This window comes from Roseibium sp. MMSF_3412, assembly GCF_030733265.1.
In the GTDB taxonomy this organism is placed as follows: Bacteria; Pseudomonadota; Alphaproteobacteria; order Rhizobiales; family Stappiaceae; genus Roseibium.
The window spans coordinates 579,773-594,508 of record NZ_JASHJI010000001.1 but is presented as its reverse complement, the minus strand read 5'-3'; the positions used below and the strand labels follow the sequence as shown (position 1 = coordinate 594,508).

Sequence of the window (14,736 nt, the reverse complement as noted above, 5' to 3'; positions counted from 1 at the left end):
GGTCGAGCCATGGCATGACCAACGATGTGTGGTTTGTCTGAGGACCTCTCCCACTGTGGGTCATTGCAGGGCCTGACCCTGCAATCCATGCCGATCGATCTCCACGCGGGAGGCCTGTTGAGCGGCAGCGTCACGGCATGTCGACGGGGGGAGGTCGGACCCCGTCCGTCACACGCTCTCCACCGGCAATTTCGTGTCATATTTTGTCCAGCGGCCTCCTTTCAATCCGTTTTGGAATGACCCTATTTCAAATAAATCTGATTTTAGGCTCTGACAGCATTCTCTTTCTTACGCTATAGAATGAACGTCTGAACCTAAGAGCATCAGGATGGGTGACATGGACCGGAAGACCGGCGGAGAATTGTTGGTTGGCGCGCTGGAGCGGCACGGGGCCGAACGGGTGTTTTGTGTACCGGGCGAAAGCTACCTGGCTGTCCTCGACGCGCTCTATGACGCTTCCATTCCGGTGACCGTCTGCCGCCAGGAAGGCGGTGCCGCGATGATGGCGGATGCCTACGGAAAACTGACCGGCAAACCCGGCATCTGCATGGTCACCCGCGGCCCGGGCGCAACCAACGCGTCGGCAGGCGTTCACATCGCCGCGCAGGACTCCACCCCGATGATCCTGTTTATCGGCCAGATCGAGCGCGGCATGCGCGAGCGCGAGGCGTTTCAGGAAATCGACTACCGTCAGATGTTTGGTGGCATCGCCAAATGGGTTGCTGAAATAGACCAGGCCGACAGGGTGCCGGAAATGCTGTCGCGCGCGTTTCATGTCGCGACATCCGGCCGGCCCGGACCCGTTGTGCTCGCGCTTCCCGAAGACATGCTTGTCGAGACGGCAACGGTTGCACAGCCCCCGGCCTGGGAACAGGTGGAGACCTATCCGGGACTGACGCAGATGGCCGATCTGCAAAAGCGGCTCTGGGCAGCGGAACGGCCGATTGCCATTCTGGGCGGCAGCCGTTGGTCGGAAGGTGCTGTTGAGGCCTTCACACGATTGTCGGAAAGGTTCGACCTGCCGGTGGCCTGCTCCTTCAGACGCCAGATGCTGTTCGATAACCTGCATCCGAACTACGCCGGCGATGTCGGCATCGGCATCAATCCGAAGCTGCTCGCCAGGATCAAGGCCTCCGATCTGGTCTTGCTGGTGGGAGGGCGGCTTTCCGAAATGCCCAGCCAGTCCTACAGCCTTATGGAGATTCCGTCCCCGGACCAGACCCTTGTGCATGTGCACCCCGACCCGGAGGAACTGGGTCGCGTTTACCGTGCCGATCTCTCCATCAATGCCAGCCCGACCGCTTTCTGCAAGGCTGCCGAAGGTTTGCAGCCGCCGAACGAGATCCGTTGGGCAGGTGCGGCAGAGAACGCGCACCAGGACTACCTGGACTGGTCCGGCGCGCGGCCCGAGATCCCCGGAAGGTTGCAGATGTCGGGCGTAATGGACTGGCTGGAGAAAAACCTGCCCGAAGATGCCATCTGCACCAATGGGGCCGGAAACTACGCGACCTGGCTGCATCGCTTCCACCGGTTCCGCCGCTACGGAACACAGGCAGCGCCGACATCGGGCTCCATGGGCTATGGATTGCCGGCGGCGGTCGCGGCCAAATTGATGTTTCCGCAAAATGAAGTCGTGTGTTTTGCCGGCGACGGTTGCCTGCAGATGACGATGCAGGAATTCGGTACCGCCTGCCAGGACGGGGCCAACATCATCGTGCTGGCCATAGACAATGGCATGTACGGCACGATCCGCATGCACCAGGAAAAGACCTATCCCGGACGCCCGTCCGCTACGCGTCTTGTCAATCCGGACTTTGCCGCCTTGGCTGAGAGCTACGGCGCGTTCGGCGCGCGCGTGGAAACGACGGCAGAGTTCGGTCCGGCCTTCGCTGCCGCAAGGGCATCGGGCAAACCTGCAATCCTGCATCTGATGCTCGATCCCGAGGCGATCACGCCGGCAGCGACGCTGAGCCAGTTGCGACGTGCGGCCGAGGCAGATCGCTGACGGAACTTGCAGTCATATTTCAGCCGCTTCCTCTTCCGGAGCGTCGGTTTTGAGCTTGCTTTCATCGATGCTGATCGCGACGACAAGACCGACAATCGCAACGGCAAGGCCAAACCAGAAGGCTGCGTGAAGGCCCGTGGCGAAAGACTCGCGGACGGCATTCGTGACCGCTTCGGCCTCGTTGCCTGAAAAACGCCCCGTGATCGCCTTGACGGCCGGGTCTTCCAGTGTTCCGGCAGCCAGAACGCGCAGGTCTCCGGCGGGCAGGCTGACACTGGCGGCTGACGTCACCGCTTCGACCTTCCGGATCGCCGCGATGAACATCATCGCCGTTGCACAGGCAATGCCGATCGCGCCGAGCCCCAGATGAAACATGAACGAGAGGCCGCCCGCGAGCCCCGCGCCCTTGGCACCGACGGCGTTGACGGCCGCCGTGCCTGCCGGTCCGAACACAAGCCCGCCGCCGAGCCCGACGACAAGCATTGCCGGAATGAGCGCCGCATAGCCCCAGGAGGTTTGCAGGAACAGCATCAGGACGCAGCCGAGAATGAGACAGAAATTGCCCGCCGCCATCAGTTTTCGAGGTCCGATGGCGTTGTAGTAGTTGCCGACCAGAAGGTTCATCGTCGCCAGAACGACAGCGAGAGGCAACATGCCCATCGAACTCCAGAAGATCGACCAGCCGAGCACCTTCTGCATGTATTGGGGCAGGTAAAGCAGGCAGAGGAACAGGACGACAGCCGGAAGGCCGTTGAGCGCGAGCGTTCGCACGAATTGATGGTTGCGCATCATCGACAGCGGGATCATGGGGTCCTTGACGCGCTGTTCGACAAAGGGGAAGGCGATGAAAAAGACGATGGAACCGCCCAGAAGCAGCAGGGTGGGAACCGACAGCCAGCCATTGTCGGCCCCGGTGTCCAGGGCAAAAAGCAGACAGAAGACCGCAACCGCAAGCACGGCCATCCCGGTCACATCGACGGCTTCGTTGGTCGCGTGATCCTTTTCGCGGTCGATGAAACGGAAGATCAGGCCGGCGGCGATCACCGCGAAGATGGCATTGAAGACGAAGAAGCCGCGCCAGTCTCCGAGGGCGGAGAGTGTTCCGGCAATGAAGGGTGCGAGCACGTTTCCCGCTGCGACCGTCCCCATCAGGATGCCCATGGCCTTGCCGCGTTCGTCTTCCTCGACCGAGGTGGCCGCGAGCGCCAGGATACACGGCCAGATGAGCGCCGAGCCGACCCCTTGGGCGGCCCGGGCAAAGATCAGCGTGTTGACATCCGGCGCAAGAACGCAGCCGAGCGAAGCGAGAAAGAAGATGCCGAGGCCGATGAGCACATAGCGCCGGTGACCGAGCAGGTCTCCAAGCCGTCCGCCCGCAACAAGACCCATGGAGAGCGTGAGCGCGTAGGCATTCAGAACCCATTGCGTGGTCGTGATGTCGACCGAATATTCCTGTTCGATCGGGGTTACCAGCAGCATGGCTCCGGTAAAGTCCGTCCCGATCATGAAGGAGGGTATCGAAACCGCTCCCAGGATCCGCTTTGCCTTGCTGTCCATATTCGGTCCCCTCCGGCAGCTCCGTGCAGCTTCACAGTAAGCCGAAATCGGATCGGAAATCGAGAGACAGTTCTCAGACGTCGGCCGGCAGGTCGCCGACAGTCAGTGTCACCAGGGCAATGCCCGGGTCGTCGGGCGAAGTTCCGACCGTAAACCCGAGCGCCTGACACATGGAGATCATCGAGGTGTTTTCCTTCAGGACTTCGCCTTTGATGGTCTGGATCCCGTCCACTTTGGCGTACCCGATGATGAGTTTCATGAGCGCCCAGCCGAGGCCGGCGCCCTTGAGGTCGGAGCGCACCATGACGGCATATTCGCCGGTCTGGTGATCGGGGTCCGCGTGAAGGCGAACGACGCCGAGCAGATCTCCGCTGTCCGGGTCGATGGCGGTAAACGCAATCGCGCGCGCATAGTCAAGCTGGGTAAGCCGTGACAGGAACCGGTGACTGAAATCCCTGACGGGCGCAAAGAAACGCAGCCGCAGGTCTTCCGGTGTGATCGCCTCGAAGAACGTCCTGAACAGGTCCTCGTCTTCGGGCCGGACCGGCCTGACGAAAACCTTGCGATTGTGTTTGAGCGTGAGCGTCTGTTCCCACTCCTGGGGATAGGGGGCAATGGCAAGCCTCGAGGCACCGGTTCGTCCCGGACGCTTTTCCGGGTGACAAAGCGTCATGCGTGCATCCAGGCCGATCAGCCCGGACGGCAGCGAAACAATCGGGTTGATATCGAGCTCCTGAATCTCGGGAATGTCTATGGTGATTTGCGACAGTTTGACCAGGGCCTGTGCCAGCGCATCCTTGTCGAGGGCAGGCCGCGAAGGGCCGCCGGAGAGGAGTGTTGAAATCCGGGTCCGGTCGATTTGCGCTTCCGCCAGTTTCAGATCGAGCGGCGGCAGCTCCAGCGCGATGTCCCGGCTTTCCTCGATGGATGTCCCGCCATGGCCGAACACGAGCACAGGACCGAATTCCCGCGTTTCGGCAAGCCCGAGATAGAGTTCCATCCCGTGCCGGTCTTCAAGCATCGGCTGAACGGAGATGCCCGCGACCGCTGCGCCCGGATAGTCTCGTTTGGTGTTTTCGATCAGCTCCTGCGCAGCGGCACGCACCGCTTCAGGATGGTCCAGGCCGAGCCGGACACCGTCGATCCGCGACTTGAAGGGCAGATCCGGGGAGACGAGCTTTGCCACGCAATGCCGGAAGGTCTCGAAAAATCCTGCCGACAGCTCCGCCGCCTGGTCGGCCGTCACGGCCATCCGGGTTTCCATAATCGGCAGTTGATAGGCCTTCAAGACTTCACAGACGTCCTCCGGATCAAGCCAGCTCCTGTGTTGGGCAAGGGCTGTTTCAACGATGGCCCGTGCGCGCGCCACATCCGGCGAAAAGCTTGTCGGCAGGCTCGGCGGAACGGCCATCAGGAAGGCGCGCGCCTGTGCATCATGCGCCAGGTGCATGAGGCTCCGTGCCGCTTCGGCCGGGCTGGCATAATTGGGTATCTTGGCCGCCGTCAGTTCCGCCCGGATGGTGCCGTCGCTTCCGATCAGGGCGGCGACAAGCGCCTTTTTCCTGCCTGTCCGCTTTCTGTCGGCTGCAGAGGCGTCGATCACCGCCCTGGCAATAGACTTCAGCGGTGTGAATGCACCGGCCGCCTGAAGAACGACCGCGCCGTCGACGGACGGATCTTTCAGGACTGTCGTTATGGCCGATGAGATCTGGTCCGGCGTGGCGCTTTCGCTCAGGATCACCGACCCGGCTGCAGCCCTTGTGTCGTTTTCGGTAGCGGTACGGCTCACCGGTTCGAGCTGTTTTCTGGTTTCTTCGCCGAGTTTGGCAAACTGCGCGCCAAGATCCTGCAACCGGTCGACGGCAAGACTGGCAAGGCTGCGGCCGTTTGAGATCACGGCGATCTCGTCGCATCTTTGGACGCGTATATGCGACAGCGTTTCAAGCGCCTCAAACATCTCGTCAAGATCGAACACGCGCAGGAGACCGGTGCGGCGGAACACGGTTTCATAGACGAGATCGGTGGTGGCCAGCCGTCCGGCATGGGTGCGGCCCGATCCCCCGGTATCCAGGCTCTTGCCCGACCGGATAACGATTACCGGTTTGCTGCGCGCAGCTGCCCGGGCTGCGGAGATGAACTTCTGCGGAAAAGCAATCCCTTCCAGATGCAGGACAATGGAGCGTGTACGGTAGTCCTGCGCGAAATAGTCGATCAGATCGCCTAGATCGACATCGATGCGCGCGCCAAGTGAGACCACGGACGAAAACCCGGTATTGTGGGTCTTTGCCCAGGAAAGCGTCGCATTCAGCACGGCGCTGGACCTGGAAAAGAACGCGATATCGCCGCGCGACGGTGTTTCCGCGCTGAGCAGCGCATTGAGACCGGACGAGGGAACGGCGATGCCGAGCGTTCCCGGTCCGATCAGGCGCAGATTGAACTTGCGTGCGGCTTCCCGGCACGCCTGCATGAGGTCTTCCGGCCAGGTTTCGTAACCGGGTGAGGGGATCAGAATGGCGCGCGTTCCGCCTGATCCGAGCTTTTCAATCGTCTTTGGAAGCGCCTCCGCGCGGCCGAGATAAATGGCCAGATCCGGCAATTGCGGCAGATCGTCCAGCGACGTGCATCTGGGGCCGGCGAGTGGAACATCCGCCTCTATTCCGACTAGGGAAACGGCGTGACCAGGTTCGAAGGATTGCAGGCATTCCAGAAGTCTGTCCGTAACCGGGCCGGCGTGCCTGCTGGGGCCGAGAACGGCAATGGATGTCGGCGAGAAGAAACCTTCTAGATTGCGAATGGTCACGGGAAAAAGGCCTTTTCACAGATCAACAGAATCGCAATCGCAGCCTAGGTGATGGCTAGCCGAGTTTTAAGACAAAATAGTGTCCCGCGGACCGATTTGCAGCCGATCCGCGGGACCATGTCTAAACAGGATAGATCAGTGTGCCATGAACACGGGTACGGTCATCGCTTCCAGGATTTCACGCGTCGCACCGCCGAACAGGAATTCGCGCATGCGGCTGTGACCGTAGCCCCCCATGACAACCAGATCGTGGCCGTTGTCTGACACCTGGTTGAGCACCGCGTCGGCGACACCCGTTTGTGGATTGGTGACCACCTCGACCGTAACGTTCATGTTGTGGCGCGCCAGATAGTTGGCAACGTCCGCGCCGGGCTGGCCCTGATCCGGTCGCGCCCGCTTTTCGATCACCAGGATGGTGATGTTGTCGGCCTTTTCCAGAACGGGAAGCGCCGAGTGAATGGCCCGTGTGGCAGTCGAACTGCCATCCCAGCCGACCAGCACATTCTTGGGCTGGAAGGCGCTGCTGCCGATATAGGGAACCAGCAGGACAGGCACACCGCTTTCGAACAGGACCGTTTCGATGAGTAGCTCCCGCATCGGCTCGGGCCGGTCCGGATTGGTTTGCCCGATCACGACCAGATCGGTCGGTCTGCAATGGACAAGCACGTTTTCCAGCGGGCCGCCGGTCAGGATTTCCGCTATGCGGCTCTCATTGTTGACGGCGGCGAGGCGCGCAAGTTCGTCGAACTCTTTCTTGGCTTCATTCGCCGCCGCGATCGCCTGCTCATGGGCCGCCTGCATGTAGTCGACCGGCATCGGGGCTGCCGCGAAAGCCGGCACGACAGGCTCGAACGCGAGGGCGAGCCCGGTCACGTGCGCATCATGCGTCCGGCCGAATTCCAATGCGTATTTCGATGCAGGCTGATCCCCTGCAAGGTCGAGAATGGTGAGTATGTCTTTGATGGGCATTTTTCCCTCCTTCGGCCGCTCGTTCAGCGCGAGGACACTGATCGAAAACTATTGCACCCACTTGAACCGCGTCCTTGACGCGTATCAATCTTTTTCTTTCACAAAGAAGGGCGATGTACGATCGCTGGCAAGAAACCGAAAAATACGCGATAACGTGACAATGACGAAACGCTGGCTCCTTCTGGCATTGCCGCCACTTGTGTTTCTGGCTGCAGCCTTTGTGCTGGTCCAGCTCTTCATGGATCTGGACGAGGATGGTGTCGACCGCAAGGCCGCCGAACGGCTGACTCTGTATCGCCAGACGATTCTCGGCGAATATCAGAAGTACCGCTATCTGCCCTACATGATCGCACGCGATCCGCGCGCGACCTCCGCGCTGGCAACCGGCAGCCCGGACGAGACGGCGAACCGGTTTCTGCAGGAAATGGCCGACAATTCCGGGGCTGACCTTCTTTACGTGATGAACCGGGACGGAACGACCCTGGCCGCGAGCAACTGGCGCGACGAGCTTTCGCTTGTCGGTCGCAACTATGCCTTCCGTCCCTATTTCAAGTCTGCGATCGAGGGAGAGGAGGGCCAGTTCTTCGCAATCGGGGCGACCCTTGGAGAACCCGGTCTGTTCCTGTCGCGACCGACACCGGTGTCCGGAACGCCGACGGGAGTTGCCGTCGTCAAGGTCGACATGCGACCGCTCGAGGCGGCCTGGGCCGAAGGTGGCGAGACGGTTTTCGCTTCCGATGAAAACGGTGTGATTTTCCTCTCCAGCCGCGCGGAGTGGCGCTACCGAACGCTTGCCGAACTGCCGTCGGAGGTCCGGGAGACGATTGACACGACCCGTCAGTACGCCACGCAGGAGCTGGACCCCGTCAGTGACCAGCCGGTCAGCAGGAGTAAGCTCTTGACCATCGACGGCAATGTGTTCCGGCACAACGCTGCGGATGTCGGGCTGCTCGGATGGACGCTTCATTTTCTGGTTCCGTTGGAAGAGACCCGCAAGAGCGTCCTGCCGATATGGACTGTCGCGATCGCTCTGTGTCTGGTTTACGCGATTATCCTGCTGGTCCTGCGCGGCAGGCGGCTGCGCAAGACATCCGTCCAGTTGAGACAGGAATCCGCGGACCTGAAGGAACTGAATTCACGCCTCGTCGGCGAGATACAGGAGCGCCGGCGCGTCGAGCGTGAGCTTCTGGAGGCACAGCGCGGGCTCGCCCGGTCCAACCGTCTTGCGGCGGTCGGGGAAATGTCGGCGGCGGTCGTTCACGAGCTGAGTCAGCCGCTTGCAGCGCTCAGGATGTTCGTTGCAGGCACGCGCAAGTTTCTGGACAAGGGCGACACCACGACCGCCGTTGAAAATCTCGAAGAAATTGATTCCATTCAGCTTCGCATGGCCAGCCTGACCCAGGAGCTGAAGCGGTTCGCGCGCCCGGGTGAAAGCCGCATCGAGAAGATCGATCTCAGGGAAAGCGTCAAGGCCGCGGAGAAGATCACCCGTCCACGTTTTGAGGAGACCGGGGTCGTCCTGAGACTGGATCTGCCCGGGACGGATCTCGATGTGGAAACCGCGCCGCTCAGGGTCGAACAGATCCTGGTCAACCTGTTGCGCAACGGTGCCGATGCGGCGGCGGGCGAGGACGATGGCTTTGTGCGGCTGGAAGCCTCACTTGCCGGCAACGAGATCGTCCTGAGGATATCCGACAACGGCCCGGGCATTCCCGACGATCTCATGGAACGGATTTTCGATCCGTTTTTCTCCACCAAGACCAGTTCCGGCGGCATGGGGTTGGGGCTTGCGATTTCCATGCGCCTTGCCGATGACCTTGGCGGCAGCTTGTCCGTCAGCGCGAATGCGCCTAAGGGAGCTGTGTTCGAGCTGAAACTGCCCGCCGTGGACAGTGACACGCTTCGGACGGATCTGTCACTTGACCTGGAAAACGAAGCCGCAGAATGACGGGACAGCCGGATAACCGCAAGGTTCTCATCGTTGACGACGATCCCTCCATGAGGGCCGCACTCAGGCAATGGATCCGCCTTGCCGGATTCGCCACGGTGGAAGTCGCAACGGCCGACGATGCCATGTCCAGGCTCGCCCCGGATTTTGACGGCTGCGTTGTCTCCGATGTCAAGCTGGAAGGAGAGGACGGACTGTCCCTCTTGCGGCGGATCGGTGAGCTTGACGGCGATCTGCCGGTTGTGCTCATCACCGGTCACGGCGATGTGCCGATGGCCGTTGAGGCGATGCGGGCCGGAGCCTACGACTTCATCGAAAAGCCCTTCGACCCGGATCACATCGCCGAGGTCGTGCGCCGCGCCGCGGACAAGCGGGCGCTTGTCATCGAAAACCGGGCGCTCAGGAAACAGCTTTCCGACGGGGCGGGTCTTGAAAGCCGCCTCATTGGAAACAGCCCGGCAATGCACACACTGCGCCAGCAGATCCTGCATTTCGCCAAGACCGACGCCGCTGTCCTGGTCACCGGTGAAACGGGAACCGGCAAGGAAGTGATCGCCCAGGCGCTCCACGATTTCAGCAATCGCAAGGATGGACCGTTTGTCGCGATCAACGCGGCGGCTTTACCGGAAGCCATGGTTGAGGCAGAACTCTTCGGACATGAAGCCGGGGCCTTCACAGGTGCCGACCGTCAGCATATCGGCCGCATTGAAACAGCACACAAGGGCGTTCTGTTTCTGGATGAAATCGTATCGATGCCGCTCGCGCTGCAGCCCAAGTTGCTGCGTGTGCTTCAGGAGCGCAAGGTTGACAGGATCGGCGGTGCCAGAGCTGTCGAGGTTGATATTCGTCTTGTCAGTGCCTCGAACCTCGATCCGCGCGAGGCTGTGAGCACTGGCCGGTTGCGCGAAGATCTGCTGTTCCGTCTGAATGCCATCGAACTCCACGTGCCGCCATTGCGCGAGCGGGGACGCGACTGCCTGCTTCTGTTCGATACGTTCGTGAACCGGCTGGCCGCCCAGTACGGGCTGAACACACCGGACATCTCCGCGCGTGACGAAGCTTTTCTGCAGACGTACCCCTGGCCTGGCAATGTCCGCGAACTGCGCAATGCGGCCGAGCGTTTTGTCCTGAATGCGGGTGTCAGCCCGCAGCCGCTGGAAATTCTGGTCACAGGCCAGAAGGGGCTTGCCGCGCCGAAAGGGGCGGATGGTCTCAAGGCTCTTGTGGACGACTATGAGCGCAGTCTGATCGAAAGCGCGCTCCGTCGGCACAAGGGACGCGTTGCGGATGTCCTTAGGGAACTAAACCTCCCTCGACGGACACTCAACGAGAAAATGGCCCGTCATGGCTTGTCGCGGGATCAGTCCGGCGCAGCCGATTTTCCGGAGAGCTGAGCGAAAACTTGCCGACGAAGCGTGGCGATCGGCAAGATTTTGCCGATATTTCGCCGGACGGCCATGAGCGCTGTTGGAAAAAGCCGCGCAATTCTCCCAATTTGCTTATTTGCGCGTGACTGGCACGGAGCATGCTTTAAGCTGATCGACTTGGAACCGGTCCGCGCGTCGAAATGCCCGCGGGTTGAGCGTCCAAGGATAATGAGCACAATCTCTGGGAGGATTTCATGCTCTTCTCTTTGAAGTCCGCAACCGCAGTTTCCGCGGTCGCGCTTACAGCTATTTTCGCCACTGAAACATTCGCCGCCGACGTGACCTGGAACGTGTCACTCTGGGGCAAACGCCGCGCCTTTACGGAACACGTCGAAAAACTTGCTCAAGAGGTTGCAGCCAAAACGGACGGCAAGTTCGAAATCAAGCTGCACTACGGCGGCGCGCTGTCCAAGTCGCGCGAGAACCTTGACGGGATCTCCTTCGGTGCTTTTGAAATGGCACAGTTCTGCGCGTCCTATCACGCCGACAAGAACCCGACCTTGACGGTGCTGGAACTGCCGTTCCTGGGCGTCAACGATCTGGAAACAGAGGTCAAGGTCTCCAAGGCGCTTTACGACCATCCGGCCGTTCAGGCCGATCTCGGCCGCTGGAACGCAAAACTGCTGATGCCGTCGCCGATGCCGCAGTACAATTTCGCCGGCAAGGGCGATGTGCCTGCGTCTGTCGCCGACTTTGACGGCATGCGTGTGCGCGCGCTCGGCGGGCTCGGCAAGCTGATGGAAGCTGCCGGTGCCGTGCCGACATCGGTTACCGCTTCGGAAACGTACCAGGCGATCGATTCCGGCACGGTTCAGGCCGCCGGCTTTGCACCGCATGCGCATCTGTCTTTCAAGGTGGTCGAGGTCGCGGACTGGTGGACCAAGAACCTGAACCCCGGCACCGTTCATTGCCCGGTCGTCGTCAACGTGGAGGCCTATGAGGCTCTGCCGGACGACTTCAAGGCGGCACTCGATGCGTCCGTGGATCCGGCTCTCGATCATTACCTGGCGACTTACGCCAAGGTTTACGACAAATGGTGGCCGGAGCTGAAAGAACGCGGCATCGTTGAAGTGGAATTCAGCGACGACGAACTGAGCGCCTTTGCCGCCAAGGCAGGCCCGATCCACGACGCATGGATCGAAGAGCAGACGGCTGCCGGCCTTCCGGCGCAGGAACTGCTCGACATGGTCAAGAAAACCATCGCCGAATAAACCGGCAGACCTGGTTTGAGCCAATTTCTCCCCGGCGTCTTCAACACGCCGGGGAGCCTTGCCCGGGGCTTTTAACTCATGATGACAATTGATCCTGCGGGACGTTCCGGTGAGGAGCGACCGACGACTTACATCCGCTTCAGCGGGCTGCTTGCCCATGTGGAGAACGGGTTCAACCTGATCGCCGCGTTCTCGATCATTGCGCTGATCTTTCTTGCCGTGGCGCAGGTTTTTGGACGTCTCTTGTTCAATGCGCCGATACCCGGCTTCATCGACATAACAGAACAGGCAATGGCGATTTTCGCGTTCGCCGGTGTTGCCTACTGTCAACGCGTCGGTGGTCATATCCGGATGGAGATCTTGCTCGGTCAACTGCGCGGGCGCGCGCTTTACATCTGCGAAATGATCGGCGTTATCCTGATTGCATTCACCGTCGCTCTGCTGATCTGGGGGGCCTGGTACCACTTCGACAGGTCGTGGAACATCGGCGACAGCACCATGGACATCCGCCTTCCGACCTGGCCGTCGAAACTGGTTGTCCCGGTCGCGCTCAGTGTTCTGCTCATGAGGCTGCTCCTGCAGATCTATGGATATGCGCGTCTTGTTGCCGATCCCTCGCGGGAGCCCATTGCGGTTCCGGTCATCGAGAAGGTGGAGGAAGTCGCCCAGCATGAAATCGAAGAAGCCTTCGGTGAGGAAACCCCCGAGGAGGGCTCCAAATGACCCCGTTTGAAGTTGGCCTCCTCATGACGGGCGTCTTGCTGGTCATGGTCATTTTCGGCGTTCGCGTCGCCTTTGCCGCCGCCTTTACCGGCCTTGTCGGCCTGATCATTCACTTCTCCATGAAAATGGGGTTCGAACGCGGCTTCTTCGTTGCGCTCAAGATGGCGGGAACGATCCCCCACTCCAAGTCCGTCACCTATGCGCTGTCCGTTCTGCCGACCTTCATCCTGATCGGCTTCCTCGCGTTTTACGCAGGTTTCACCAAGCAGCTCTTTGAAGCGGCCAAGCGGTGGCTCGGTTGGCTGCCGGGCGGCATGGCGGTCGGAACGGTGTTTTCAACGGCGGGCTTTGCCGCGGTGTCCGGCGCATCCGTTGCAACTGCTGCCGTCTTCGCACGCGTCGCCATTCCCGAAATGCTCGCCGCCGGATACTCCAAGCGCCTGTCGGCGGCGGTCGTCGCCGCGGGTGGAACGCTTGCCTCGCTGATCCCGCCTTCGGCCATTCTCGTGATCTACGCGATCCTGGTCGAACAATCGGTCGGCAAGCTGCTGATTGCCGGTTTCCTGCCCGGCGTCTTCTCCGCCCTGATCTATGTCGCGATCATCGTTGCGGTCTCCGCATGGAGGGGAGATGCGCCCGCAGTCAAGGGCTTCACCTGGGCCGAACGGCTCGAAAGCGTTCCCGGAACGCTGCCGATCATTGCCGTGATCGCGATTATCTTCTGTTCGTTCTTCTTCGGACTGGCAACACCGACGGAAGCCGGATCGCTGGGCGCGTTCGTGGTTCTCGTCGTTGCCTTTGCCAAGGGCATGAAGGCAAAGCAGCTGGGACAGGCACTCCACGAGACCGCGAAACTCACCGTGATGATCTTCACGCTTATCTGGGGCGTGCTCGTCTATGTGCGGTTCCTGGGTTTCGCGGGCCTTCCCGATGCCTTCCGGGACTTTATCGTCGGCCTGGAATATTCGCCCTGGATCGTCATGATCTGCATTCTGCTCGCCTATGCCGTCCTCGGCATGTTCATGGATGCGATCGGCATGCTGATCCTGACGCTTCCGGTTGTTTATCCAGCGGTGATCGCGCTCAATGGCGGCGAAGGCGTCTCGGCGGCGGACAGCGCGTTCGGCATGTCGGGAGAGGCGTGTGCGATCTGGTTCGGGATCCTGGTGGTAAAGATGGCGGAGCTCTGTCTGATCACGCCGCCCATAGGACTGAACTGTTTCGTGGTGTCCGGTGTGCGGCCTGATATCCCCGTTCAGGAAGTCTTCCGCGGCTGCATCCCGTTCTTTGTTGCCGACGTGCTGACCATCGCCGGTCTTCTGGCGTTCCCGTCGATCATCACGATCCTGCCATCGCTGATGGGATGATCCCGGAGACGAGGCCTTTAGGCATTCGAAAGGCGTCTTTGCGCAAATGAAAACCGCCGCCGGAGGTGTCGCTCCGGCGGCGGTTTTCGTTAAGCGGAATTCCGCGCAGGGTCAGTCGAAGATCTGAGCCTTGCTTTGAGCAGTGTCAAACCTGTTCGGACCCGGCGTGCCGGGAAAGAACCCGTTCACGATGAAGATGTAGAGGCCGTAGAAGCCGCCGATGATCGGAACGAACATGATGAGCAGGTAGAGGGCCGACGAATCCCGGTCATGGCATCGCCGGGCTTCCAGCGACCAGTGGCACAATGCCAAAACCAGAAACAGGAAGGTCAGGAAGCCGCCCTGGACGGTGCCGAACGCATATTTGACAAGAACAATATTCGCCTGCTCTTCCGACAGACCCTCCACTTGGGGTCCGACGGCGAAGACAAACGCGACGATCACCGCAATAAACATGAAAAAGCGGATGAAACCGATGGTCCAGTATTCCATCCGGCCGATACGCCCCTTGAAGCTGAACAGGATGGAAAGGAAGCCGCCGAGTGCCCTGCCGACAGAAAACCCGTCGTCGTCCCCGTCATAGACCCCGCCGCCACCACCACCGGCATAAGCGGGCATCGCTGCCGATGCGTAACCGGTTTGCCGGTCACCGAACTGCGGAACGGATTGATTGACTCCGCGTTTTCCAAATTGTTTGCGCTGCATTTGACTGCCCCGTACAAAAGCCTA

10 protein-coding genes are annotated in these 14,736 nt (G+C 60.7%); 6 read left to right on the top strand and 4 right to left on the bottom strand.

Annotated elements, in window-relative coordinates; all coding sequences use genetic code 11:
* Window positions 1-337 precede the first annotated feature (337 nt).
* Window positions 338-2,005 (top strand): thiamine pyrophosphate-binding protein, encoded by a 1,668-nt coding sequence (locus tag RBB49_RS02665; RefSeq protein ID WP_306141110.1) that lies wholly within the window; start codon window positions 338-340, stop codon window positions 2,003-2,005.
* A 12-nt stretch (window positions 2,006-2,017) separates the two neighbouring features.
* On the opposite strand, the gene RBB49_RS02660 is transcribed toward RBB49_RS02665, so the two are convergent.
* The 3 genes from RBB49_RS02660 to RBB49_RS02650 all read right to left on the bottom strand — a co-directional run bounded on the left by RBB49_RS02660 (window position 2,018) and on the right by RBB49_RS02650 (window position 7,331).
* Complete coding sequence (locus RBB49_RS02660) at window positions 2,018-3,562, bottom strand: MFS transporter (RefSeq protein WP_306141109.1); 1,545 nt, start codon at window positions 3,560-3,562, stop codon at window positions 2,018-2,020.
* Window positions 3,563-3,635: 73 nt separating this feature from the next.
* A complete protein-coding gene (locus RBB49_RS02655) occupies window positions 3,636-6,362 on the bottom strand; it encodes a bifunctional acetate--CoA ligase family protein/GNAT family N-acetyltransferase (RefSeq protein ID WP_306141108.1) in 2,727 nt (908 codons plus the stop codon).
* 135 nt (window positions 6,363-6,497) lie between these two features.
* A complete protein-coding gene (locus RBB49_RS02650) occupies window positions 6,498-7,331 on the bottom strand; it encodes a universal stress protein (protein ID WP_306141107.1) in 834 nt (277 codons plus the stop codon).
* 160 nt (window positions 7,332-7,491) lie between these two features.
* Here RBB49_RS02650 and RBB49_RS02645 point away from each other — a divergent pair, with 160 nt between their 5' ends.
* The 5 genes from RBB49_RS02645 to RBB49_RS02625 all read left to right on the top strand — a co-directional run bounded on the left by RBB49_RS02645 (window position 7,492) and on the right by RBB49_RS02625 (window position 14,007).
* Window positions 7,492-9,279, top strand: coding sequence for an ATP-binding protein (locus RBB49_RS02645; protein WP_306141106.1), 1,788 nt, complete (start codon window positions 7,492-7,494; stop codon window positions 9,277-9,279).
* On the top strand, window positions 9,276-10,673 hold the full coding sequence (locus RBB49_RS02640; protein WP_306141105.1) for a sigma-54 dependent transcriptional regulator: 1,398 nt from the start codon (window positions 9,276-9,278) through the stop codon (window positions 10,671-10,673). Before RBB49_RS02645 ends, RBB49_RS02640 begins: the two co-directional genes overlap by 4 nt.
* Window positions 10,674-10,900: 227 nt before the next feature.
* A complete protein-coding gene (locus RBB49_RS02635) occupies window positions 10,901-11,917 on the top strand; it encodes a C4-dicarboxylate TRAP transporter substrate-binding protein (RefSeq protein WP_306141104.1) in 1,017 nt (338 codons plus the stop codon).
* A 78-nt stretch (window positions 11,918-11,995) separates the two neighbouring features.
* Window positions 11,996-12,640 (top strand): TRAP transporter small permease subunit, encoded by a 645-nt coding sequence (locus RBB49_RS02630; RefSeq protein WP_306141103.1) that lies wholly within the window; start codon window positions 11,996-11,998, stop codon window positions 12,638-12,640.
* Window positions 12,637-14,007 carry a TRAP transporter large permease gene (locus RBB49_RS02625; RefSeq protein ID WP_306141102.1) on the top strand — a complete coding sequence of 457 codons (1,371 nt, stop codon included), beginning with the start codon at window positions 12,637-12,639 and terminating at the stop codon, window positions 14,005-14,007. The genes RBB49_RS02630 and RBB49_RS02625 overlap by 4 nt, the downstream gene beginning before the upstream one ends.
* 111 nt (window positions 14,008-14,118) lie before the next feature.
* Here the strand turns inward: RBB49_RS02625 and RBB49_RS02620 are convergent, their stop codons facing one another.
* Complete coding sequence (locus tag RBB49_RS02620; protein WP_306141101.1) at window positions 14,119-14,712, bottom strand: DUF805 domain-containing protein; 594 nt, start codon at window positions 14,710-14,712, stop codon at window positions 14,119-14,121.
* Window positions 14,713-14,736 lie beyond the last annotated feature (24 nt).

Bases quoted from the DNA above. Each gene is read 5' to 3' on its own strand.
- RBB49_RS02665 (WP_306141110.1), top strand. From the start codon at position 338: ATGGACCGGAAGACCGGCGGAGAATTGTTGGTTGGCGCGCTGGAGCGG.
- RBB49_RS02660 (WP_306141109.1), bottom strand. From the start codon at position 3,562: ATGGACAGCAAGGCAAAGCGGATCCTGGGAGCGGTTTCGATACCCTCC.
- RBB49_RS02650 (WP_306141107.1), bottom strand. From the start codon at position 7,331: ATGCCCATCAAAGACATACTCACCATTCTCGACCTTGCAGGGGATCAG.
- RBB49_RS02645 (WP_306141106.1), top strand. From the start codon at position 7,492: ATGACGAAACGCTGGCTCCTTCTGGCATTGCCGCCACTTGTGTTTCTG.
- RBB49_RS02640 (WP_306141105.1), top strand. From the start codon at position 9,276: ATGACGGGACAGCCGGATAACCGCAAGGTTCTCATCGTTGACGACGAT.
- RBB49_RS02635 (WP_306141104.1), top strand. From the start codon at position 10,901: ATGCTCTTCTCTTTGAAGTCCGCAACCGCAGTTTCCGCGGTCGCGCTT.
- RBB49_RS02630 (WP_306141103.1), top strand. From the start codon at position 11,996: ATGATGACAATTGATCCTGCGGGACGTTCCGGTGAGGAGCGACCGACG.
- RBB49_RS02625 (WP_306141102.1), top strand. From the start codon at position 12,637: ATGACCCCGTTTGAAGTTGGCCTCCTCATGACGGGCGTCTTGCTGGTC.
- RBB49_RS02620 (WP_306141101.1), bottom strand. From the start codon at position 14,712: ATGCAGCGCAAACAATTTGGAAAACGCGGAGTCAATCAATCCGTTCCG.